This window comes from Baekduia soli, assembly GCF_007970665.1.
In the GTDB taxonomy this organism is placed as follows: Bacteria; Actinomycetota; Thermoleophilia; order Solirubrobacterales; family Solirubrobacteraceae; genus Baekduia; species Baekduia soli.
Window position 1 is genome coordinate 4,850,777 of sequence record NZ_CP042430.1, and the last position, 19,633, is coordinate 4,870,409.

At 72.7% G+C, this 19,633-nt stretch carries 22 protein-coding genes; 6 read left to right on the forward strand and 16 right to left on the reverse strand.

The features are described 5' to 3' along the window. Positions 1 to 62 precede the first annotated feature (62 nt). Complete coding sequence (locus FSW04_RS23555) at positions 63 to 1,856, forward strand: AMP-dependent synthetase/ligase (RefSeq protein ID WP_146922714.1); 1,794 nt, start codon at positions 63 to 65, stop codon at positions 1,854 to 1,856. 14 nt (positions 1,857 to 1,870) lie between these two features. Here FSW04_RS23555 and FSW04_RS23560 read toward each other — a convergent pair whose 3' ends face one another. Then, positions 1,871 to 2,212 (reverse strand): putative quinol monooxygenase, encoded by a 342-nt coding sequence (locus FSW04_RS23560; protein ID WP_146922716.1) that lies wholly within the window; start codon positions 2,210 to 2,212, stop codon positions 1,871 to 1,873. 74 nt (positions 2,213 to 2,286) lie between these two features. On the opposite strand from FSW04_RS23560, the gene FSW04_RS26575 reads away from it, so the two are divergent. Together FSW04_RS26575 and FSW04_RS23565 are read left to right on the forward strand one after the other, a co-directional pair. After that, on the forward strand, positions 2,287 to 2,766 hold the full coding sequence (locus FSW04_RS26575; protein WP_187369054.1) for a hypothetical protein: 480 nt from the start codon (positions 2,287 to 2,289) through the stop codon (positions 2,764 to 2,766). Positions 2,767 to 2,771: 5 nt separating this feature from the next. Then, complete coding sequence (locus tag FSW04_RS23565) at positions 2,772 to 3,893, forward strand: pyridoxal phosphate-dependent aminotransferase (protein WP_187369055.1); 1,122 nt, start codon at positions 2,772 to 2,774, stop codon at positions 3,891 to 3,893. Positions 3,894 to 3,902: 9 nt separating this feature from the next. Here the strand turns inward: FSW04_RS23565 and FSW04_RS23570 are convergent, their stop codons facing one another. Together FSW04_RS23570 and FSW04_RS23575 are read right to left on the reverse strand one after the other, a co-directional pair. Beyond that, complete coding sequence (locus tag FSW04_RS23570; protein WP_146922721.1) at positions 3,903 to 5,165, reverse strand: fibronectin type III domain-containing protein; 1,263 nt, start codon at positions 5,163 to 5,165, stop codon at positions 3,903 to 3,905. Positions 5,166 to 5,203: 38 nt separating this feature from the next. Beyond that, positions 5,204 to 6,466: a patatin-like phospholipase family protein gene (locus FSW04_RS23575; RefSeq protein ID WP_146922723.1), complete on the reverse strand. Its 1,263-nt coding sequence runs from the start codon at positions 6,464 to 6,466 to the stop codon at positions 5,204 to 5,206. A gap of 68 nt (positions 6,467 to 6,534) precedes the next feature. On the opposite strand from FSW04_RS23575, the gene FSW04_RS23580 reads away from it, so the two are divergent. After that, positions 6,535 to 7,824, forward strand: coding sequence for a D-alanyl-D-alanine carboxypeptidase/D-alanyl-D-alanine-endopeptidase (locus tag FSW04_RS23580; protein WP_187369056.1), 1,290 nt, complete (start codon positions 6,535 to 6,537; stop codon positions 7,822 to 7,824). Between the two features lie 14 nt (positions 7,825 to 7,838). Here FSW04_RS23580 and FSW04_RS23585 read toward each other — a convergent pair whose 3' ends face one another. The 3 genes from FSW04_RS23585 to surE are packed head-to-tail and all read right to left on the reverse strand — an operon-like array spanning position 7,839 to position 11,187. Continuing rightward, positions 7,839 to 8,333: a GNAT family N-acetyltransferase gene (locus FSW04_RS23585; RefSeq protein ID WP_146922727.1), complete on the reverse strand. Its 495-nt coding sequence runs from the start codon at positions 8,331 to 8,333 to the stop codon at positions 7,839 to 7,841. Further along, complete coding sequence (gene ligA, locus FSW04_RS23590; RefSeq protein WP_146922729.1) at positions 8,330 to 10,366, reverse strand: NAD-dependent DNA ligase LigA; 2,037 nt, start codon at positions 10,364 to 10,366, stop codon at positions 8,330 to 8,332. The genes FSW04_RS23585 and ligA overlap by 4 nt, the downstream gene beginning before the upstream one ends. Continuing rightward, complete coding sequence (surE, locus tag FSW04_RS23595; protein WP_146922731.1) at positions 10,363 to 11,187, reverse strand: 5'/3'-nucleotidase SurE; 825 nt, start codon at positions 11,185 to 11,187, stop codon at positions 10,363 to 10,365. Before surE ends, ligA begins: the two co-directional genes overlap by 4 nt. A gap of 131 nt (positions 11,188 to 11,318) precedes the next feature. Here surE and FSW04_RS26580 point away from each other — a divergent pair, with 131 nt between their 5' ends. Beyond that, positions 11,319 to 11,465, forward strand: coding sequence for a hypothetical protein (locus FSW04_RS26580; protein ID WP_187369057.1), 147 nt, complete (start codon positions 11,319 to 11,321; stop codon positions 11,463 to 11,465). Between the two features lie 9 nt (positions 11,466 to 11,474). Here the strand turns inward: FSW04_RS26580 and truA are convergent, their stop codons facing one another. From truA to secY, 10 genes are all read right to left on the reverse strand, one after another. Then, positions 11,475 to 12,215, reverse strand: coding sequence for a tRNA pseudouridine(38-40) synthase TruA (gene truA / locus FSW04_RS23600; RefSeq protein ID WP_146922733.1), 741 nt, complete (start codon positions 12,213 to 12,215; stop codon positions 11,475 to 11,477). An 82-nt stretch (positions 12,216 to 12,297) separates the two neighbouring features. After that, a complete protein-coding gene (gene rplQ, locus FSW04_RS23605) occupies positions 12,298 to 12,651 on the reverse strand; it encodes a 50S ribosomal protein L17 (RefSeq protein WP_146922735.1) in 354 nt (117 codons plus the stop codon). 46 nt (positions 12,652 to 12,697) lie between these two features. Beyond that, positions 12,698 to 13,672, reverse strand: coding sequence for a DNA-directed RNA polymerase subunit alpha (locus FSW04_RS23610; protein WP_146922737.1), 975 nt, complete (start codon positions 13,670 to 13,672; stop codon positions 12,698 to 12,700). 107 nt (positions 13,673 to 13,779) lie between these two features. Next, complete coding sequence (rpsD, locus tag FSW04_RS23615; RefSeq protein WP_146922739.1) at positions 13,780 to 14,400, reverse strand: 30S ribosomal protein S4; 621 nt, start codon at positions 14,398 to 14,400, stop codon at positions 13,780 to 13,782. 12 nt (positions 14,401 to 14,412) lie between these two features. After that, positions 14,413 to 14,808, reverse strand: a complete 396-nt coding sequence (gene rpsK, locus FSW04_RS23620; protein ID WP_146922741.1) for a 30S ribosomal protein S11 — start codon at positions 14,806 to 14,808, stop codon at positions 14,413 to 14,415. A 3-nt stretch (positions 14,809 to 14,811) separates the two neighbouring features. Continuing rightward, complete coding sequence (gene rpsM / locus FSW04_RS23625) at positions 14,812 to 15,192, reverse strand: 30S ribosomal protein S13 (protein WP_146922743.1); 381 nt, start codon at positions 15,190 to 15,192, stop codon at positions 14,812 to 14,814. A 16-nt stretch (positions 15,193 to 15,208) separates the two neighbouring features. Next, on the reverse strand, positions 15,209 to 15,322 hold the full coding sequence (gene rpmJ, locus FSW04_RS23630; protein ID WP_037400725.1) for a 50S ribosomal protein L36: 114 nt from the start codon (positions 15,320 to 15,322) through the stop codon (positions 15,209 to 15,211). A gap of 187 nt (positions 15,323 to 15,509) precedes the next feature. Further along, positions 15,510 to 16,277, reverse strand: a complete 768-nt coding sequence (map, locus tag FSW04_RS23635; RefSeq protein WP_146922745.1) for a type I methionyl aminopeptidase — start codon at positions 16,275 to 16,277, stop codon at positions 15,510 to 15,512. A 10-nt stretch (positions 16,278 to 16,287) separates the two neighbouring features. Next, the gene (locus FSW04_RS23640; RefSeq protein WP_228430701.1) at positions 16,288 to 16,962 is read right to left on the reverse strand and encodes an adenylate kinase; all 675 of its coding nucleotides are present in this window, start codon (positions 16,960 to 16,962) and stop codon (positions 16,288 to 16,290) included. A 67-nt stretch (positions 16,963 to 17,029) separates the two neighbouring features. Beyond that, complete coding sequence (gene secY / locus FSW04_RS23645) at positions 17,030 to 18,307, reverse strand: preprotein translocase subunit SecY (protein ID WP_146922749.1); 1,278 nt, start codon at positions 18,305 to 18,307, stop codon at positions 17,030 to 17,032. 224 nt (positions 18,308 to 18,531) lie between these two features. Between secY and FSW04_RS23650 the strand changes: the two genes are divergently transcribed. Continuing rightward, the gene (locus FSW04_RS23650) at positions 18,532 to 19,611 is read left to right on the forward strand and encodes a hypothetical protein (RefSeq protein ID WP_146922751.1); all 1,080 of its coding nucleotides are present in this window, start codon (positions 18,532 to 18,534) and stop codon (positions 19,609 to 19,611) included. Positions 19,612 to 19,633 lie beyond the last annotated feature (22 nt).

Consider the following 19,633-nt stretch of genomic DNA (forward strand, 5'->3'; position numbering starts at 1 on the left):
GCGCGCGGACCCTAGACTCCTCGCCTGACACCCTGTCGAAGCAGCAGCAGGAGGAGGAGAAGATGTCGGCTGGCATCACGCCCGCCGTCACGTCCGGATCGGTGACGATCGCGGACCTCTGCGCGCGCGCGGCCGAGCGGTTCGCCGATCGCATCGCGATCCGCCACAAGGTCGACGGCGAGTGGCGCGACGTGACGTTCGCCGAGCTGGGCCGGACGGTCACCGAGATCGGCCTCGGCCTCATCGCCCTCGGCCTGCAGCCGGGCGAGCGCGTCGCGATCCTCTGCGACACCCGCCCGGAGTGGGCCTACGCGGATTTTGCGATCTCCAGCGCCGGCGGCGTCGTGGTTCCCGTCTACCCCACGAACTCGGCCGAGGAGTGCGAGTGGGTCGTCGGCAACTCGGAGTCGGTGCTCGTCGTGTGCGAGAACGCCGAGCAGGTCGCCAAGATCGTCGCCGTCCGCGAACGCCTCCCCCACCTGCGCGGCCTCGTGGTCATCGACCCCGCCGGCGACGTGGCCGACGCCGTGGGCCTCGACGAGCTGCGCCGCCGCGGTGCCTCTGAGGATCCCGAGGCGCTGCGCGCGCGCACCGCCGCCGTCGGGCCCGACGACCCCTTCACCTTCATCTACACCTCGGGGACGACCGGGCCCCCGAAGGGCTGCGTGCTCACCCACGGCAACTACCGCTCGGTGCTGGACATGGTCAGTCGCCGGGGGCTGTTCGAGGACGGCGATGACCTCGTCTACCTCTTCCTGCCGCTCGCGCACGCGTTCGCGCTGCTCATCCAGCTCGGCGCCGTGGACCGCGGCACCGCGATCGCCTACTGGGGCGGGGACGCCAAGGCCATCATCGGCGAGCTCATGGAGGTCAAGCCGACCTACCTGCCGTCGGTCCCGCGCATCTTCGAGAAGCTCTACACGCTGGCCCAGCAGCAGATGACGCCCGACGAGCTCGCGACGATCCGCACCGTCGGCGGACGGATCCGCGACCTCGAGATCCGTGGCGAGGCGGTCCCCGGCGAGCTCCGCGAGCAGTTCGCCGCCGTGGCCCCCAAGGCCGAGTTCGTCCGCGGGCTGTTCGGCGGCCGCATCCGCGAGGCCGTCACGGGGGCGGCCCCCATCGCCCGCGAGATCCTCGAGTTCTTCTGGGGCTGCGGCATCCCCGTCCTGGAGGGCTACGGGATGACCGAGACGTCGACGGTCGCCACGAGCTCGCGCCCGGAGGACCACCGCTTCGGCTCGGTCGGGCGCCCCCTGGAGGGCGTCGAGGTCCGCATCGCGCCCGACGGCGAGCTGCTCCTGCGCGGTGCCAACATCTTCCAGGGCTACTACAAGAACGACGACGCGTCGTTCGGCGCCGTCGAGGACGGCTGGCTGCACACGGGCGACCTGGGCTCCGTCGACGAGGACGGCTTCGTCTACATCACGGGCCGCAAGAAGGACATCATCATCACCTCGGGCGGCAAGAACCTGACGCCGGCCAACCTCGAGAACGACCTCAAGCAGACGCGCTGGGTCTCCCAGGCCGTGATGCACGGCGACCGCCGCCCCTACCCCGTCATGCTCATCACGCTCGACGAGGAGGAGATCGTGCCCTGGGCGACCGCGCAGGGGATCGAGGACACGTCGATGGCCGCCCTGGCCGCGAGCCCCGAGGTGCACGCGCTCGTCCAGGGCGTGCTCGACGCGGCCAACGCGAAGTACGCGCCGGTCGAGCAGGTCAAGAAGTTCGCGATCCTGGACCACGACCTCTCCCAGGAGACCGGCGAGCTCACGCCGACGCTGAAGGTCAAGCGCAACGTCGTCAACGAGAAGTACCTCCCGGTCCTGGACGCGCTCTACGACGAGGGCTGAGCGGCCCGGGGCGCTCAGCCCTGGCGCGTGGGGTCCATCGACGGGTCGGCGGTCGCGCGGACCGACCCGGCGACGTCGAGGATCGTGACGTCGCTGGGTCGCGCCAGCAGCTCGCCGACGCCCTGGAGGTAGTGGGTGAACTCCGGCGTCGCGTAGTGCGCGCGCAGCGCGGCCTCGTCGCGCCAGTGGGCGTCGAGGACGAACTCTCCGGGCTCGGCGTCCAGCGGCTCGTAGGCCGCCGCCGCCAGCGCGCCCGGCGCCGTGCGCATCCCGGCGGCGTGCTGCACCAGCAGCGCCCGCAGCTCGCCGGCGCGCCCCGCCAGCCCATGGATCTCCGCGTGGACGAGCAGGCTCATGGCGCCATCTTGGCAAACCCCCGCGCGACGGCCGGGAAGGCTCCGGGCCGCCGGCGACGCCGTACCCTGTGACCGTGCGCACGGACCCCACCGACAACGGCGGCCTGTTCGTCGGTCGTCGTCCGGGAACGGCGCCGACGCGCTACCGGGAGCTGCCCGAGCCGGGCAGCCCGGCGCGCCGCCGCGCCGACGCGGTGGTGGCGCACGCGCTGCTCGGGCTGGAGATCGTGCTCAGCCTGCTCTTCTGGGGTCCGATCCCGGCGGGGGCGCTCTGGCTGGCCTCGCGCGTGCAGTACTGGGGCGGCGGCGTCTTCGCGGCGATCCTCGTCGGCTTCGCGGCGATGCTCGTGGTCCTGATGGGCGGGCTCATGGTGCTCAAGCGCATCGACCAGGCCTGGATCCTCGTGCGCCGGGCCGCCGGCGTCGACCAGCGCCAGGGCGCGCTGGGCCGCGTCTTCGCGGTCACCGCGGCGATCTGCGCCACGGCGTTCGCGGTGTGGTTCCTGCTCGTCAACGGGCCGGGATCGTCGAGCTTCTCCGGCCAGGGCGGCTGACCCGCTTGGCGCGCAAGGGCCTGTTCGGCCACTACCGGCAGTTCGCGGGCATGACGGAGGAGGAGGTCAACGCGGGGCTGCGGGAGGAGGCGGCGCAGCGCCGGGCGCGCGAGCTCGCGCGGCTCGAGCCCCTGGACCTCTCGCGCACGACCTGGCCCGACTACCCGCACCCGGCGATCGTCAACGCCATCACCTTCGCGGCCCGCCGCGGCCTGCACCGCTACCTCGACCGCTCGAGCTCCGAGCTGCGCTCCGAGCTGGCCCACCGCCACCGCGTCGCCGAGGCGCGCATCGTCGTCGGCGACGGCGCCGCGCAGCTGCTCTCCGCAGCCGCCGCGGCGCTGCTGGAGCCCGGGGACGAGCTCGTCACCCCGTGGCCCTCCTACCCGCTGTACCCGACTGCGGCCCGCCGCGCCCGGGGCCAGGCGGTGCCCGTGGCGGGCTTCGGCGTGGCGCCGGTGCTGACCGCCGTCAACGACCGCACGCGCCTCGTGGCGGTGTGCAACCCCAACGACCCGACGGGCGAGCTGCTCGACGTCGCCGCGTTGCGCGCCCTGCTCGAGGCCCTGCCCGAGCGCGTCATCGTCCTGCTCGACGAGGCGCTGCGCGACTTCGTCGACGCCGAGGAGCGCGACGCCGCGCTGGCGCTGCTGGAGGACTTCCCGCGGCTGCTCGTCTTCCGCACCTTCTCCAAGGCCTGGGGCCTGGCGGGCCTGCGCTGCGGCTACGCGCTCGGCGGCCCGGGCGCCGAGCCGCTGCTCGAGCAGCTCGCGCCCGCGCTCGGCGTCAACGAGCTCGCCCAGGCCGGCGCGCTGGAGGCGCTGCGCACGGTCGCGGGCGCCGTCGACCGCCGCGCCGCGGCGCTGGCGGCGCGGCGCACCGTGCTGGCCGGCGCCCTGCGCGAGCGCGGCCTCACCGCGCCGCCGTCACAGGCCAACGTCGTCTGGCTCGCCGCGCCCGGTCCGCGCGGCGCCGCGGAGCTGGCCGCACGGCTGCAGCGCAGCGGCATCCTCGTGCAGCCCGGGGCCGGCGTCGGCGCCCCGGACCACGTGCGGATCACGGTCCCGCACCGCGACGAGGACCTCGAGCGCCTGCTGCGCGCGCTCGACGCCGCCGCCGTGGGCTGAACCGGCGGCTCAGCGGCCGGCGATCCGCACGATGCGGCTCGTGCCGCGCACGTGCCCCCCGCCGTCGTGCGGCAGCCCGACGGTGCGGACCTCCATCGCCGTGCGTCGGCTGCGCAGGACGATGCGGTAGCGGCCCGCGGCGTCGGTCCGCGCCCGGCGCAGCGGTACCCAGCGGCCGCCGGAGCCGCGGCGCTGCAGCGCGGCGACGCCGGCGGCCGTCGCCGGCGTCAGGCGGCCGGAGACCGTCACGGTGCCGCGGGCGCGGTGCACGGACGTGATGCCGGTCCGCACGGCGCTGCGCAGGACGACGATCGGGCTGAGCACCGGCGGCACGCCGTCGGCGATCACGACCGCGCGGGTGGTGATCGTCAGCGCGGGCAGCGTGAACGCGTAACGGCCGGAGGACGAGCTGCGCACGGGCGACAGCGTGTCGGCGAACGGTGAGTCGAAGGGGAACGGCGTGATCTGCAGGCGCACGCGGACCCCGTTGGTCCGCGTGCCCGATAGCCGGCCGCTCAGCGTGGCCGGCCGGCCGTAGACCACCGGGTCGGTGCCGGCCTCCAGCGTCGCGCCCGTCGGCGTGGTCCCGGCGCGGAAGCTGCGGTCCGAGCCGCGCGTCGTGCCCTTCGCGTTGACCGCCACGAGCCGGTAGTGATAGGTCTTGCCCGCCGTCAGCCCGGTGACCGCGGCCGAGACGCTGCGCGACGACGTGCCCGCGCCGAGCGCGACGCCGGGCGTCGAGGCGCCGTAGGAGGTCGAGGTGCCGTACTCGAAGTAGGCGGTCGTCGCGGCCCCCTGCGGGTCCACCGAACCGGTCAGCGTGGCCGTCGAGGGCGTCACCGACCGCGTCGGACCGGTGGTGACGGCCGGCCTGCTCGTCGCCGCGGGCGCCGCGTCGGTGGTGAACGTCGCGTCGGCGCCCTGCGCGCTGCCGCCGTCGCTGGTGGCCTGGACGCGGTAGTGGTAGGTCGTGCCCGCCGTCAGCCCGGCGACGGGGACCTGGACGGTCACGGTCCCCGTGCCCGAGCCGGCGTCCGCGGAGGCCGACTGCAGCCCGTAGGACGTGCTCGTGCCCAGGTCGAACCGCACCGTGGTCGCCGAGCCGCGCGGATCGACCTTGGCGGTCAGGGTCGCCTGGGTCTGGCCCACGCCCGTGGCCGGGCCGGTGTCGGCGACCGGGGCGCCGGCGCCCAGCGCGGAGGTCGCCAGGGCGAGGGCCAGGGCCAGGGCCAGGGCCAGGACGGCGGGGAGCAGCGGGCGGAGGCGGCGCATGTCGGTGTCCAGGACACGCGGCGCCGCGCGGAGTTGCGCTACGACGAGGAGCCGGACTGGCGCAGCAGCGAGCCCGTGGTCTGCTCGAGGATCTTGCGCCAGGCCCGCGTCTTCTCCTGCTCGGCGGCGAAGTGCTTGACGACCTTGCGCACGCGCGTGGCCGAGATCTGGATGCCGTGGCGCTCGCAGATCGCCCGGAAGTCCTCGTAGTCCTCGGCCAGCTTGAGCGTCACCGACTGGAACCCGTGGCGGGCGATGTCGGTGCGCTTGGTGAAGTTCATGATCGAGGTCTGGAACATGAGCTCGTCGTCGGGCTCGGGCTCGATGAGCACGATGTCGACGCCGGGGTAGCGGTCCTCCCACTGCTTGGCCATCTCGTGCAGGCGCTGATAGGCCATGAGCTTGAACGCCTGGTAGCCGATCTGCGGGAGCCCCATGTCGCTGACGTGCCGCGGCCGGGAGCCCAGGAGCCCCGACACGCGCTCGGTGAAGCCGTTGACGTAGGGGACGAGCGGGTTGACGACGACGATGAACCGGGCGCCGGCCTCGACGGCGATGTCGAGGTTCGTGGTCGAGACGATGCCGCCGTCGATGAGCTCGCGGTCGCGCACCCGGACGGGCTTGTAGACCATGGGCAGCGCCGTCGAGGCCCGCACGGCCGTCGAGATCGGCACGTCGTCCCACCCCTCGCCGCCGAAGACGATCCGCTCGCACGTGTCGAGGTCGGTCGCGGCGAGGTAGAGCTCGTGCTCGAGCAGCCGGAAGTCGTCGCTGCGGTCGGGATCCGACAGGACCGCCCGCATGTAGCTCTCGATGCCCGACCCCGAGTAGATGCCCGACGGCAGGCCCTCGGCGAGCCCTAGGGCGAAGTCCATGACCGAGACCTGCCCGAGCTGGGGCGCGAGCTGGCGCAGCACCGACAGCGTCTTGAACGGCAGGCCGAGGCCCTTGCGGGCGTACTCCAGGACGTTGGGGCGCAGGAGCTGGCCGAGGTCGATGTCCCGGAACGGGCTCGGGACCTGCGCGTTGACGACGCGCATCATCTCCTCGGGCGTGACCCCGTTGGCGGCCAGGGCCGCGACGAACGACCCGGCGCTCGTGCCGACGTAGACGTCGAACTGGTTGACGGTCCGGTTGACCGACAGGAGGTCGAGGGCCCGCAGCGCGCCGATCTCGTAGACCCCGCCCGTGAACCCGCCCCCGCCCAGGACCAGCGCGGTCTTGGACCGCCGTGGCCCGCGGCGGCGCGCCGGCCTGGCCTTGCCGGATTCGGGCGGCGCGAGCTTGACGACCTTGCCCATCGCCCTTGGATGGTACTCGCGGCCCCGGTGCGACGGAGGGGCCGATGGTCCAGCTAGCCTGCCGGGACGTGCGCCGCCGCCTCGTCCTGCTGCTCACGCTCGCCGTGCTGGTCGCGGGCGTGCTCGCCCCGGCCGCGCGGGCCGTCGACCGCGCCGGCCTGCGCTCGACGCTCGCCGTGCTGCACCACCGCCTCGGGCCCGCCGCCGGCGCCTACGTGGTCGACCTGGGCACCGGGCAGCCGATCTTCGCCCACCGCCAGGACCTGGCGCTGGCGCCCGCCTCCAACGAGAAGCTGTTCGTCACCGCGGCCGCCCTGCTGCGCTTCGGGCCGGCCGCCACGCTGAGCACGCAGCTGCGCGCGGCGCCCGGCGCCGCGGTCGACGCGTCCGGGGTGCTCCGCGGCGACCTGTACCTCGTCGGCGGCGGTGACCCGACCCTCGGCGACCCGGGGCTGGAGACCCTGGCCGACGACCTGGCGGCCGCCGGCGTGACCCGCATCGCGGGCGCCGTGATCGGCGACGAGTCGTCGTTCGACACGCTGCGCGGCGGCCCCGACTCGGCCTACCGGCCCGACGGCGACCTCGGCGGCTGGCTCAGCGCGCTGTCCTGGGACCACGGCCGCGCGACGGGCGGCAGCCCGGCCAAGGCGGCGGCCGCGCGCCTGGCGTCGTTGCTCAAGGCCCGCGACATCACCTACGACCGGCGGCCGCGGGCGGGCGCGCTGCCCGGCGGCGCGTCCCCGGCGACCCCCACCCTGCCGGCGCCCTCCACCACGACGCCCGGCACGTCCGCCACGCCGGCGCAGGTGCCGGCCTCCGACACGCCGCTGGCCGTGCTCCCCTCGCCCGCGATCCGCGAGCTCATGGCCGACACGAACATCCCCTCGGAGAACTTCTACGCCGAGATGCTCACGAAGGCCCTGGGCGCGCACTTCGGGGCGGGCGGGACCACCGCGGCGGGGCTGGCGGTGACGCGCGCGCAGATGGCCGCCCTGGGCATCCACCCGCGCCTCGTCGACGGCTCGGGCCTGTCGCGCGCCGATCGCACCACGCCGCGTCAGATCGTGCGGCTCCTGACGCGCATGGACGGCCAGGACACGTCGGCCGACTGGGAGGCCTCGCTGCCCGTGGCCGGGGCCACCGGCACGCTGCGGCTGCGGATGCGGCGCTCCGCGGCGGCGGGCCGCTGCCTGGCCAAGACCGGCACGCTCATCGGCGTCAGCGCCCTGTCGGGCTACTGCACGACGACCGGCGGCGTCCGCGTCGCCTTCTCGTTCCTGGAGAACCGCGTGTGCGCCTCGTGCGCCAAGCGCCTGGAGGACCGGATGGTGGGCGCGATCGCGCGCCTGGACGGCTGAGCCGGGACCGCCGGTCAGCCCGGCGCGTCGCCGAGCTCGAGCAGCATGACGTGCTGGGGACCGGCCGTGCGGTGGCGGAAGATCTCGCCGGTGTCGGCGAACCCCGCGTCGCGGTAGATCCTGATCGCCGCCGGGTTGCCGAGGTTGACCGTCAGGGTCACGCGCCGGCAGGCCGGGAAGCGCTTGCGGACGTAGGCGGGCAGGGCGAGCATCGCGGCGCGGCCGACGCCGCGGCCCTGCGCGGCGTGGTCGACGAGCAGGGCCCGCAACCCGAGCACGTCGCGGCCGGCCGGTGCGCCGGGCACGCTGTGGCGGTCGAGCTGGAAGTAGCCCACGGGCGTCTCGCCCTCGACGATGACGACGTGCTCGCGCGAGCCGTGGGCGTCGCCGGTGGGGACGGTCGCCGCGGGCGCGCCCGAGAAGCGCTCCTGCCCGGGCCCGAGGCCGAGGGCGAGCACCGCCGGGCGCAGGTCGGCGGTCAGCGGGCGCAGCGCGACGGCCGCGCTCATGGCTCCAGCAGCCCCAGCAGGCCGGCCTCGTCGAGGACCGCCACCCCGAGGCGCTCGGCCTTCTCGAGCTTGGAGCCCGGCGACTCGCCGGCCACGACGTAGTCGGTCTTCTTGGACACCGAGCTCGTGACCCGGCCGCCGGCGGCCGTGATCCGCTCGGTGGCCTGCTCGCGCGTCAGGTCGGGCAGCGTGCCGGTCAGCACGAGCGTGCGCCCGCTCAGCGGCCCCTCCCCCGGCGGCGGGCCGTCCTCCTCGAACCGCAGCCCCTGGGCCCGCAGGTCGGCGATGAGCGCGCGCCGGTCCTCGTCGGCGAGCTGGTCGGCGATGCGCCGGGCCATGATCGGGCCGACACCCGGGGTCTGCTGGATCTCGTCGGGCGTCGCGGCCAGGAGCGCGTCGATCGTGCGGAACTGCTGGGCCAGGCTGCGCCCGGTGACGAAGCCGACCTCCTCGAGGCCGATCGCGAACAGGACGCGGCCGAACGGGCGGTCGCGGGAGGCGGCGATCGCGTCGACCAGGCGCCGTGCGGAGACCTCCCCGACGCCCTCCAGCGCCTCCAGCGCCTCGGGGGTCAGGCGGTAGAAGTCGGCGGCGGTGCGCACGAGCCCCGCCTCCTGCAGGGCGGCGACCTGCTTCTCGCCCAGCCCGTCGATGTCCATCGCACCCTGGGAGGCGAAGTGCTTGAGCAGCTGCCACTGGCGCCCGGGGCAGACGACGTTCGGGCAGCGGGTGAAGACCGCGCCCTCGGGCTTGACCGTCGGCGTGTCGCAGACCGGGCAGCGCGCCGGCGGGCGCGGGACGGGCGCGCGATCGGCGCGCTCGGCGGCGTGCGGGGCCGGCGAGACGACCTGCGGGATGACGTCGCCCGCCCGCAGGACGATGACCTCGTCGCCGGGGCGCACGTCCTTGCGCGCGAGGTCCTCCTCGTTGTGCAGCGTGGCCATCTTCACCGTCACCCCGCCGACGTGGACGGGCTCGAGCTCGGCGAACGGGTGCAGGTCGCCGAACTTCCCGACGTTCCACAGGACGTTGCGCAGCGTCGTGACCGCGGTCGTCGGCGGGAACTTCCACGCGATCGCCCAGCGCGGGTCGCGCCCCACCACGCCCAGCCGGCGCTGCAGCTCGACGTCGTCGACCTTGACGACGACGCCGTCGATCTCGAAGTCCAGGCCGCCGCGGCGCTCCTGCCACGCCAGGCAGCGGGCGACGGCCTCGTCCTCGCCGCCGAGGCGCACCACGTCGCCGTTGACGCGGAAGCCGTGGGCCTCGAGCCAGCGCAGGCTGTCCCAGTGGCTCGTGAAGCGCGCGCCCTCCATGGCACCGACGCCGTAGCACCACATGGACAACGGGCGCTGCGCCGCGAGCCGCGGGTCGAGCTGGCGGATCGTCCCGGCCGCGGCGTTGCGCGGGTTCATGAACGTCGACTCCCCGGCCTCGGCGCGGCGCTCGTTGAGCGCCTGGAAGTCGGGCAGCGACATGTAGACCTCGCCGCGGACCTCCAGCAGCGCGGGCGGGTCCTCGCCGTCGGCGACCGCGATGCGCGCCGGGATGGACGGGATCGTCCGCAGGTTGTGGGTGACGTCCTCGCCGACCTCGCCGTTGCCGCGTGTCGCCCCGCGCTCCAGGATCCCGTCGCGGTACAGGAGCGAGATCGCCAGCCCGTCGATCTTGGGCTCGCAGACATACTCGAACCGCGGGTCGTCGATGCCCTCGCGGGCGAGGTGGTTGCGCATGCGGCCCACCCACGCACGCAGCTCCTCCTCGCTGCGGGCGTTGGCCAGCGAGAGCATCGGCAGCAGGTGGGTGACCTTCTCCAGGCTGGAGACCGGCGTGCCGCCGACGCGCTGGGTCGGCGAGTCGGGGGTGAGCAGCTCGGGGTGCTCGGCCTCGAGCCCGCGCAGCTCGTCGAGGAGGGCGTCGTAGGCGTCGTCGCCGATCTCGGGGTCGTCGAGCACGTAGTAGCGCTCGGCGTGGTGGCGCAGCAGCGCGCGCAGCTCCTCGGCGCGCCGCGCCGAGGCCGCCGGCGCCGTCACCCCTGCACCTCATCCTCCGCGGGCGCCAGCAGCCGGTGCAGGTCCGACGCCGAGAGCGGGCCGATCCCGTCGTGGTGGGTGAGGTCCAGGTGCATCGGCGTCACCGCGATGCGCCCGGCCGCGACGGCGGCCAGGTCGGTGCCCGGCTCGTCCTCGAACCCCGCCTGCTCGCCGTAGATGAAGTACCGGCGCGGGCCGTCCTCGGGCGCGTCGCCCTCGGGCCGCAGCTGGTCGCGGTAGATCCGCCGGCCGAGCCGCGCGACCTCGACGCCGCTGGGCTCGTTGGCCGGGACGTTGATGTTCAGCAGCGTCCCGGGGGGCAGCGGGACGACCTCGAGCTCCTCGACGACGCGGGCGGTGAAGCGCGCGGCGGCGGCGAAGGAGAACTCCAGGCCCAGGCGGAAGTCCATCTCGCGCTTGAGCGACTGCTGGGAGACGGCGATGGCCGGCAGGCCCAGCACGATGCCCTCCATGGCCGCGGCGACCGTCCCCGAGTAGGTCACGTCGTCGCCGAGGTTGGAGCCGTGGTTGATGCCCGCGACCACCAGGTCGGGCTCCCAGCCCTCGACGAGGCCGAGTCCGGCCAGCCGCACGCAGTCCACCGGCGTGCCGTCGGTCGCGTAGCCGTGGCCGCCGTCGCCGAACTCGATGCGCTGCACACCGAGCGCCCGGCGCGTCGTGATCCCGCGCCCGATCGCCGAGCGGTTGCCGTCGGGGGCGATGACGACGAGGTCGACGCCCTCCGTCCGCAGCAGCTCGGCGCGCAGGAGGCGCAGTCCCTCCGCGTCGATCCCGTCGTCGTTGGTCAGCAGCACGCGCACGGCCTCCAGGATACGTCGCGCCGGACGGGGCGCCCCGGTCCTCGACCGTCACACACCTGTTTGCAGAGCGAGGGGGTGCGGGCACACCCCGGCCGGGCTGACCGTCCAACCCACCCTCACGGAGGAATCCCATGCTGCTCATCCTCGGCATCATCCTGCTCATCATCGCCATCGCCGGCGGCGCGATCATCCACCCCATCATCTTCGCGCTGGCGATCGTCGCCCTCGCGCTGTTCTTCACGGGGTACCGTGGCCGTGGGCGCGGCCACGCGCTGTAGGGCAGGCGCTCAGCTCTCCGTGGCCCCGCCGAAGCCAACGGCCGCGAGGTAGAGCCCGTGCGGCGGGGCCGTCGGCCCCGCCGCCGCCCGCGGGCGGCCCTCCAGCAGCGCCCGGAAGTCCTCAGGCGCCCGGCGCCCGCCGGCCACCTCCAGCATCGTGCCGACCAGCGTGCGGTTCATGTGCCGCATGAACGAGTCGGCCTGGATCCAGAACTCGAGCACGTCGCCCTCGCGGGTCCACCCCGCGTGCAGCACGTCGCGCTCGAAGCGCACGTGGTCGGTCTCGGTCGGCGTGAACGCCGTGAAGTCGTGCGTGCCGATCAGCGCGGCGGCGCAGGCGTGCAGCGCGTCGAGGTCGACGGGCCGCGGCCAGTGCAGCGCGCGCCCGTGCTCGAAGGCGGAGGGCACCCTGCGGGCCAGCAGCCGGTAGCAATACGTCCGCGACGTCGCGTCGCGGCGCGCGTCGAACCCGTCGGCGACCGGCTCGCAGGCCAGGATCGCGACGTCGTGCGGGAGAACGGCGTTGAGGCCGTCGACCGTGACCGGATCGTCGGGGTAGGACGCGACCTGGCTCCAGGCGTGCACGCCGCGATCGGTGCGCCCGGCGACCGTCAGGTCGACCGGCCGTCCTCCGCGCAGGCGCGCGAGGCCGTCCTCGACGACGCCCTGGACCGTGCGCAGCCCGGGCTGGCGCGCCCAGCCGGCGAAGCCGGTGCCGTCGTAGTCCAGGGTCAGCCGCGTCGCCGCCATGCGGTGGCGGAGCCTAACGACGACGGGCGCCCGTCAGGGCGCCCGTGGGACCACGTGCCGCAGATCGCCCCCCTGGGGCGATCTAGACGAGCTCGATGAACACCATCTCGGTCGAGTCGCTGCGGCGCGGGCCGAGCTTGAGGATGCGGGTGTAGCCGCCCGGGCGCTCCACGTAGCGCGGCGCGACCTCCTCGAACAGCTTGTGCACCGCGAACTTGTCCTGGCCCAGCGCCGACAGCGCCTGGCGGCGGGCGTGCAGGTCGCCGCGCTTGGCGAGCGTGATGAGCTGCTCGACCTCGGGCTTGACGGCCTTGGCCTTGGCCTCGGTCGTCTTGATCCGCTCGTGCTCGATGATCTCCTTGCAGAGGTTGGCGAGCAGCGCCTTGCGGTGCGCGGTGGAACGGCTGAGCTTGTGACGGGTCTTCTGGTGGCGCATGGGATCGGTTCCTTGGTCGGTGCCGGGGGCGACGGGAGACTGGGGCTCAGTCGTCGCGCAGCGCCAGCCCGCGGGCGTGCAGCGTCTCGATGACCTCGTCGATGGACTTCTTGCCGAAGTTCGGGATGGCCGCGAGCTCGCCCTCGGACTTCGAGATGAGGTCGCCGACCGTCTGGATCCCGGCGCGCTTGAGGCAGTTGTAGGACCGGACGCCGAGCTCGAGCTCCTCGATGAGGATGTCGTGCATCGGGCCCTGGCTCGTCGCGCCGGCGCCGTTGACGCCGGGAACCTGGCCGGGGTCCAGCGCGCCGCCCGGGCCCGCACGGAGCTCCTCGATGCGGTCGGCGTCGGTGAAGATCGCCAGCTGGGAGATGAGGATCTCGGCGGCCTCGCGCAGCGCGGCCTGCGGCTCGATCGAGGAGTCGGTCTCGATGTCGAGCGTGAGCTTGTCGTAGTCGGTGCGCTGGCCGACGCGGGCCTGCTCGACCGAGTAGGCGACGCGGCGCACGGGCGAGAAGATCGAGTCGATCGGGATGACGCCGATCGGCTGGTCGGGCGACTTGTTCTCCTCCGCCGGGCGGTAGCCGCGGCCGCGGCCGATCGTCATGTACATCTCGAGCTTCGTCTTCTTCTCGAGCGTCGCGATGTGCACGTCGGGGTTGAGGATCTCGACGCCGGCCGGCAGGTCGATGTCCTTCGCCGTGATCTCACCGGGGCCGGTGACGACGAGGGGCGCCTCGATCTCCGTGGCGTCGGAATGCATGCGGCAGACGATGCCCTTGAGGTTCAGGACGATGTCGGTGACGTCCTCGGTGACGCCCTTGATCGTCGAGAACTCGTGGGCGACGCCCTCGATCCGCACGCTCGTGACGGCCGCACCGGCCAGCGAGGACAGCAGCACGCGGCGCAGGGAGTTGCCGAACGTGTAGCCGAAGCCGCGGTCGAGGGGCTCGATCACGAACGAGCCGCGATGCTCCTCGACGGATTCGCTGGTGATGCGAGGGATCTGGAAGTCGAGCACTGGGAGGTCCTGGTTCTTTGTCGTGTCCCGGCGCAGAGGGGGAGTCGCCGGGCCTCTCGCGCGGCCCTCCCACGCGGTGTCACGGGAGGGCGCGCGTCAAGTCGGTCCTACTTGGAGTACAGCTCGACGATGAGCTGCTCCTGCACGGGCGTCGTGATCTCGCGACGCTCGGGCTTGCGGAGCACCTTCGCCGTCAGGCCGTCGTGGTCGGCCTGCAGCCACGCGGGCACCTGCGCGGTGAGCTCGGTGGCGTCGCGGATGATGGCCTCGGCGCCCGTGCCGACCTTGACCGCGAGGACGTCGCCCTCGCGCACCTGGTAGCTGGGGATGTCCACGCGGCGGCCGTTGATCGTCCAGTGGCCGTGACGGATCATCTGGCGCGCCTGGCGGCGCGACGCGGCGAAGCCGAGGCGCACGACGACGTTGTCCAGGCGCGACTCGAGCAGCATGAGCAGGTTCTCGCCGGTGATGCCCGGCTGCCGCGACGCCTTGTCGTAGTAGCGGCGGAACTGGCTCTCGAGCACGCCGTAGTAGCGGCGCGCCTTCTGCTTCTCGCGCAGCTGCACGCGGTACTCGGACTGCTTCTGGCGGCCTCGGCCGTGGTCGCCGGGCGGGTACGCGCGGCGCTCGACGCCGCACTTGTCGGTCAGGCAGCGCTCACCCTTGAGGAAGAGCTTCTGGCCTTCGCGGCGGCACTGCTTGCACTGGGGGCCTGTATCACGAGCCATGTGTCGGAAACCTCAGACGCGGCGGCGCTTGCGGGGCCGGCATCCGTTGTGGGCCTGCGGGGTGACGTCCTTGACGCCGGTCACTTCGAGGCCGGCGGCCTGGAGCGAGCGGATCGCCGTCTCGCGACCGGAGCCGGGACCCTTCACGAACACCTCGACCTTCTGGAGGCCCTGCTCGATGCCCTTGCGGGCGGCGGCATCGGCCGTGACCTGCGCGGCGAACGGCGTCGACTTGCGGGAGCCCTTGAAGCCGGCACCGCCGGCGGACTCCCAGGCGATGACGTTGCCCTCGCGGTCGGTGAGGGAGACGATCGTGTTGTTGAACGAGGTCTTGATGTGGGCCTGGCCGATCGGAATGTTCTTCTTCGGCTTGCGGCGGCCGCGCTGCGGGCGCTTGGGTGCGGGCATCGGCTACTTCTTCCCAGCCTTCTTCTTGCCTGCGACCGACATGCGCTTCGGGCCCTTGCGCGTGCGGGCGTTGGTCTTGGTGTTCTGACCCCGGACGGGGAGGCCGCGCCGATGGCGCAGGCCCCGGTAGCACCCGATCTCCATCAGGCGCTTGATGTTCTGCGAGCGCTCGCGCCGCAGGTCGCCCTCGACCGTGAGGTCGTCGACCGCGTCGCGCAGCTTGCCGACCTCGTCCTCGGTGAGGTCCCGGACGTAGGTGTCGGGATGGATCCCGGCGTCCGACAGGAGCCTGTTCGAGGTCGAGCGGCCGATGCCGTAGATGTACGTCAGGCCGACTTCGACGCGCTTGTTGAGGGGGACGTTGACCCCGGCGATACGTGCCATCTAAGTGGTTTCTTCCCTATCCCTGGCGCTGCTTGTGGCGCGGGTTCTGGCAGATCACGAGCACCGCGCCATGACGGCGGATGATCTTGCACTTCTCGCACATCGGCTTGACCGACGGTCGTACCTTCATGATCCCTTTCAAGAGTTTGGGCCCGGTGATGTGCTCTGGCTGCCGCAAGGGCTGCCGCTGCTCCATCACGGTTGGCGCGCACGCAGGGGCAGTGCGCACGCGCGGACAGTTGAGACTAGCAAAGGCGCCACCGCGTCGTCTGGTGGCGAACGATCGCCTGCCGCGACGCGGCGCGGGCGCCCCCGGCTCAGAGGCCGTCGTCGCCCTCGTGCCAGGGCGTCAGGATCCGCGGCCCGTCGGCCGTGATCGCGATCGTGAACTCGAAGTGCGCGGCCAGCGAGCCGTCCTGGGAGTAGATCGCCCAGCCGTCGTCGCCCATGCGGACCATGTGGCGCCCGGCCGTGGTCATCGGCTCGATGGCGAGCACCATGCCGGGCTCGAGCATCGGGCCCTTGCCCGGATCGCCGTAGTTCGGGATCTGCGGCTCCTCGTGCATGCTGCGCCCGACGCCGTGGCCGACCAGCGAGCGCACGACGGACAGGCCCTCGGACTCCACGGTCTGCTGGACGGCGTGCGAGACGTCGCTGAGCCGGTTCCCGGGGCGGCACTGCTCCACCGCGTCGAACAGCGACCGGCGCGTGACCTCCAGCAGCTTCGCGGCGACGGGCGTCACCGCGCCCACCGCGAACGTGACGGCGCCGTCGGCGACCCACCCCTCGTGGGTCACGCCGATGTCGATGCTGATCACGTCGCCCTTGGCCAGCCGGTAGGGGCCGGGGATGCCGTGGACGACCATCGCGTTGGGCGAGGCGCAGATCGAGCCCGGGAAGCCCCGGTAGCCCTTGAAGGACGGCACGGCCCCCTGGGAGCGGATGAAGCGCTCGGCGGCCTGGTCGAGCTCGGCGGTGCTGACGCCCTCGCGGATCTTGCTCGCGATGAGCTTCATCGTGCGGGCGTGGATGGCGCCGGCGGCGGCCATCTTCTCGATCTCGGCGGGGGACTTCTTGATGATCACGGCGGACGGGCTAGAGCTCGTCTTCCAGGCGCAGCGTGGCGACGGTCGCCCGGATGTGGTCGTGGACCTCGGTCGGGCGGCGCGTGCCGTCGAAGCGGCGCAGCAGGTCGCGGTCGTCGTAGTAGGCCACGAGCGGCTCGGTCTGCTCGTGGTAGACCGACAGGCGCTTGCGGATGGTGTCGGGCTTGTCGTCGTCTCGCTGGACGAGCCGCGAGCCGTCCTGGTCGCAGACGTCGGCGTGCTTGGGCGGGTCGAACTCGACGTGGTAGGTGTGGCCCGACTTGACGCAGGTGCGCCGTCCCGAGAGCCGCCGGACGACCTCGTCGTCGTCGACGTCGATGAGCAGCACCGCGGTCAGCGACCGCCCGACCTTGTCCAGGGCCTCCCCCAGCGCATCGGCCTGCGGCACCGTGCGCGGGAAGCCGTCCAGGAGGAAGCCGTCGCTGGCGTCCTCGCCCTGCAGCGCCTCGAGGATGACCCCGATGATCACCTCGTCGGGGACGAGGTCCCCGGCATCCATGAACGCCTTGGCCTGCTTCCCGAGGTCCGTGCCGTCCGCGACCGCGGCGCGCAGGATGTTGCCCGTCGCGAAGTACGGGAGGTTGAAGTCCTCCGTGAGGCGCTCGGCTTGGGTGCCCTTGCCGGCGCCGGGAGGTCCGACGAGGATGAGGTTGAGCTCTGACACGAGGGGGGTGGTCGTTCCCGTGGCGACCGGGGCGCGGATGCGCCCGGTTCCGGGAAGGTCGGGCATCCTACTTCAGGAAGCCTTCGTAGTTGCGCATCATGAGCTGCGCCTCGAGCTGCTTCATCGTGTCCAGGGCCACGCCGATGACGATCAGCAGCGACGTTCCGCCGAAGTAGAACGACTGCGTGGCGCCCGTGGCGGCGATGAGAATGGTCGGGAACGCGGCGACCGCGGCCAGGTACAGCGCTCCGGGAAACGTCAGCCGGGCCAGGATCCGGTCCAGGAACTCGGCGGTCGGCCGGCCGGGCCGCACCCCCGGGATGAACCCGCCGTACTTCTTCAGGTTGTCGGCCTGGTCGACGGGGTTGAACGTCACCGCCGTGTAGAAGTAGGTGAACAGGATGATGAAGAGCGACTCGCCGATGACGTACGGCGCCTTCGTCGGCCCGAAGAAGTTGGCGATGCTGTGGGTGCCCGGCGTGTTGATGAGCTGGCCCACGGTGGGCGGGAAGGCCATGATCGACGCGGCGAAGATGACCGGGATGACGCCGGCCATGTTGACCCGCAGCGGCAGGTAGGTCTGGCCGCCGCCGCTCATGCGGCGCCCGATGACGCGCTTGGCGTACTGGACCGGGATGCGGCGCTGGCCCTCCTGGATGAACACGATCGCGCAGACCACGCCGAGCGCGATGAACGGCATCATCACGACGAAGACCTGGTCGGGGTTGTTCCACCAGTTCGAGACGCCGCCGGGCAGGCGCGCGACGATCGACGCGAAGATCATCAGCGAGATGCCGTTGCCGATGCCGCGCTGGGTGATCAGCTCGCCCATCCACATGAGCAGGATCGTGCCCGCGGTCAGCGAGATGACGATGAGGAAGACGTGTGGCGTGTCGAACGTCGAGATGACCTTCTCGCCGGCCGACGCGCTGAGCGACTTGAACAGGAAGACGTAGCCGATGGACTGCGCGAAGGCCAGGCCGACCGTCAGGTAGCGCGTGTACTGCGTGATGCGCGCCTGCCCGACCTCGCCCTCCTTCTGCAGCTTCTCCAGCGACGGCACGACGACCGTGAGCAGCTGCAGGATGATGCTCGCGGTGATGTAGGGCATGATCCCCAGCGCGAACAGCGCGATCCGGCTCAGCCCGCCACCCGAGAACGTGTTCAGCAGGTTGAGGATCCCGCCCCCGCCGAACTGCGACTGGATGTCGTTGACCGCCTGCAGGTTGATCCCGGGCACCGGGATGTGGGAGCCGAGGCGGTAGAGCGCGAGCAGCATCGCCGTGAAGGCGAGCTTCTTGCGGATCTCGGGCACCGTGAAGGCGCTCATGATGGTCGACAGCATGCGACCGCGAAGGGTAACCGACCCAGCTCGTCACCCGCGCGGCCGGCCCCCGAGCCCGGGTCGCGGGAGCTCGTCGCCTGCGCCGGGGCGCACGCGCCCGCGCCCTGACCGACCGCGCCGTTCCCAGGATCGCCACGGCCGGGCAACCATACGTCAACGACCACCCCGGCCGCCCGGCCTAGCGTCGCCCCCGTCTGATCCCGACGAGCTGACGGAGGATGTCCATGCAGGGTCTGAAGCGTCTGACGATGACCGCGGCCGTGATCGCGGCGACGGTGGTGGCGACCGCGGCGGTGGCCGATCGCGGCGGCGATCCCGGGCCGGGCGGCGGTGGCGCCGGCCACGGTGGGTACGGCCTCGAGCGCTCCTACACCGTCGGCCTGTTCGGTGACATGCCCTACGGCGCCGCCGGCCGGACCGAGTATCCGAGGCTCCTGGGCGACATGAACGCCGCCCGACCGGCGTTCGCGATCTTCGACGGCGATCTGAAGGCCGGTGGCGACGGGGCGTGCACGGACGAGCTCTACACCCAGAGCAAGGCGTGGTTCGACAGCCTGCGCTTCCCGGTGGTCGTGACCCCGGGGGACAACGACTGGACCGATTGCTGGGGTCGCTACGGCCCGGGCACCGGCGGCTACGACCCGGAGGAGAGGCTGGCCTTCGAGCGCAGGCTGTTCTTCGCCGACGAGCGGACGCTCGGCGCCCGTCCCATGCGCGTCGAGCGCGAGAGCACCGAGGCCGGCTACGCGGACTACTCCGAGAACGCGCGCTGGGTCGCCGGGCCCGTGCTCTACGTGACCCTGGACTTCCAGGGCTCCAACGACAACCTCCCGCACGCGGGGGTCGACGGCGAGACCCGGTCGGACGCCGAGATCGCCCGCCAGGAGGCCGAGCACGATGCGCGGCAGGCCGCGAACATCCACTGGCTGCAGGAGTCCTACGTCAAGGCGACGCAGATCGGGGCCAGGGGCGTCGTCGTCACCTGGCAGTCGGACCCGAACTTCAACAACGAGCAGAAGCTGCAGCCCGAGGAGTACGACGGGCTGCTGGACCTCCCCGCCGAGCTGCGGCGCCAGGCCATCGCCTTCCCCGGTCAGACGCTGCTGGTCCACGGTGACAGCCACTACTACAAGGTCGACAAGCCGCTGAGCTACGACAACGGGCAGGTCGTGGAGAAGTTCACGCGCGTCGAGACGTTCGGGGCGGCCAACACCCACTGGGTCAGCCTCACCGTCGACCCGCGCGACCCGCAGCTGTTCCAGCTCAGCCCGCAGATCGTCGCGGGCAACGTCGACGACCGCTAGACGCGGTCGCAGGACGGCCGAG

Excerpts from the sequence above, each read along its gene's own strand:
- FSW04_RS23555 (WP_146922714.1), top strand. The coding sequence starts at position 63 with ATGTCGGCTGGCATCACGCCCGCCGTCACGTCCGGATCGGTGACGATC.
- FSW04_RS23560 (WP_146922716.1), bottom strand. The coding sequence starts at position 2,212 with ATGAGCCTGCTCGTCCACGCGGAGATCCATGGGCTGGCGGGGCGCGCC.
- FSW04_RS23570 (WP_146922721.1), bottom strand. The coding sequence starts at position 5,165 with ATGCGCCGCCTCCGCCCGCTGCTCCCCGCCGTCCTGGCCCTGGCCCTG.
- FSW04_RS23575 (WP_146922723.1), bottom strand. The coding sequence starts at position 6,466 with ATGGGCAAGGTCGTCAAGCTCGCGCCGCCCGAATCCGGCAAGGCCAGG.
- FSW04_RS23585 (WP_146922727.1), bottom strand. The coding sequence starts at position 8,333 with ATGAGCGCGGCCGTCGCGCTGCGCCCGCTGACCGCCGACCTGCGCCCG.
- FSW04_RS26580 (WP_187369057.1), top strand. The coding sequence starts at position 11,319 with ATGCTGCTCATCCTCGGCATCATCCTGCTCATCATCGCCATCGCCGGC.
- truA (WP_146922733.1), bottom strand. The coding sequence starts at position 12,215 with ATGGCGGCGACGCGGCTGACCCTGGACTACGACGGCACCGGCTTCGCC.
- rplQ (WP_146922735.1), bottom strand. The coding sequence starts at position 12,651 with ATGCGCCACCAGAAGACCCGTCACAAGCTCAGCCGTTCCACCGCGCAC.
- rpsD (WP_146922739.1), bottom strand. The coding sequence starts at position 14,400 with ATGGCTCGTGATACAGGCCCCCAGTGCAAGCAGTGCCGCCGCGAAGGC.
- rpsK (WP_146922741.1), bottom strand. The coding sequence starts at position 14,808 with ATGCCCGCACCCAAGCGCCCGCAGCGCGGCCGCCGCAAGCCGAAGAAG.
- rpsM (WP_146922743.1), bottom strand. The coding sequence starts at position 15,192 with ATGGCACGTATCGCCGGGGTCAACGTCCCCCTCAACAAGCGCGTCGAA.
- rpmJ (WP_037400725.1), bottom strand. The coding sequence starts at position 15,322 with ATGAAGGTACGACCGTCGGTCAAGCCGATGTGCGAGAAGTGCAAGATC.
- secY (WP_146922749.1), bottom strand. The coding sequence starts at position 18,307 with ATGCTGTCGACCATCATGAGCGCCTTCACGGTGCCCGAGATCCGCAAG.
- FSW04_RS23650 (WP_146922751.1), top strand. The coding sequence starts at position 18,532 with ATGCAGGGTCTGAAGCGTCTGACGATGACCGCGGCCGTGATCGCGGCG.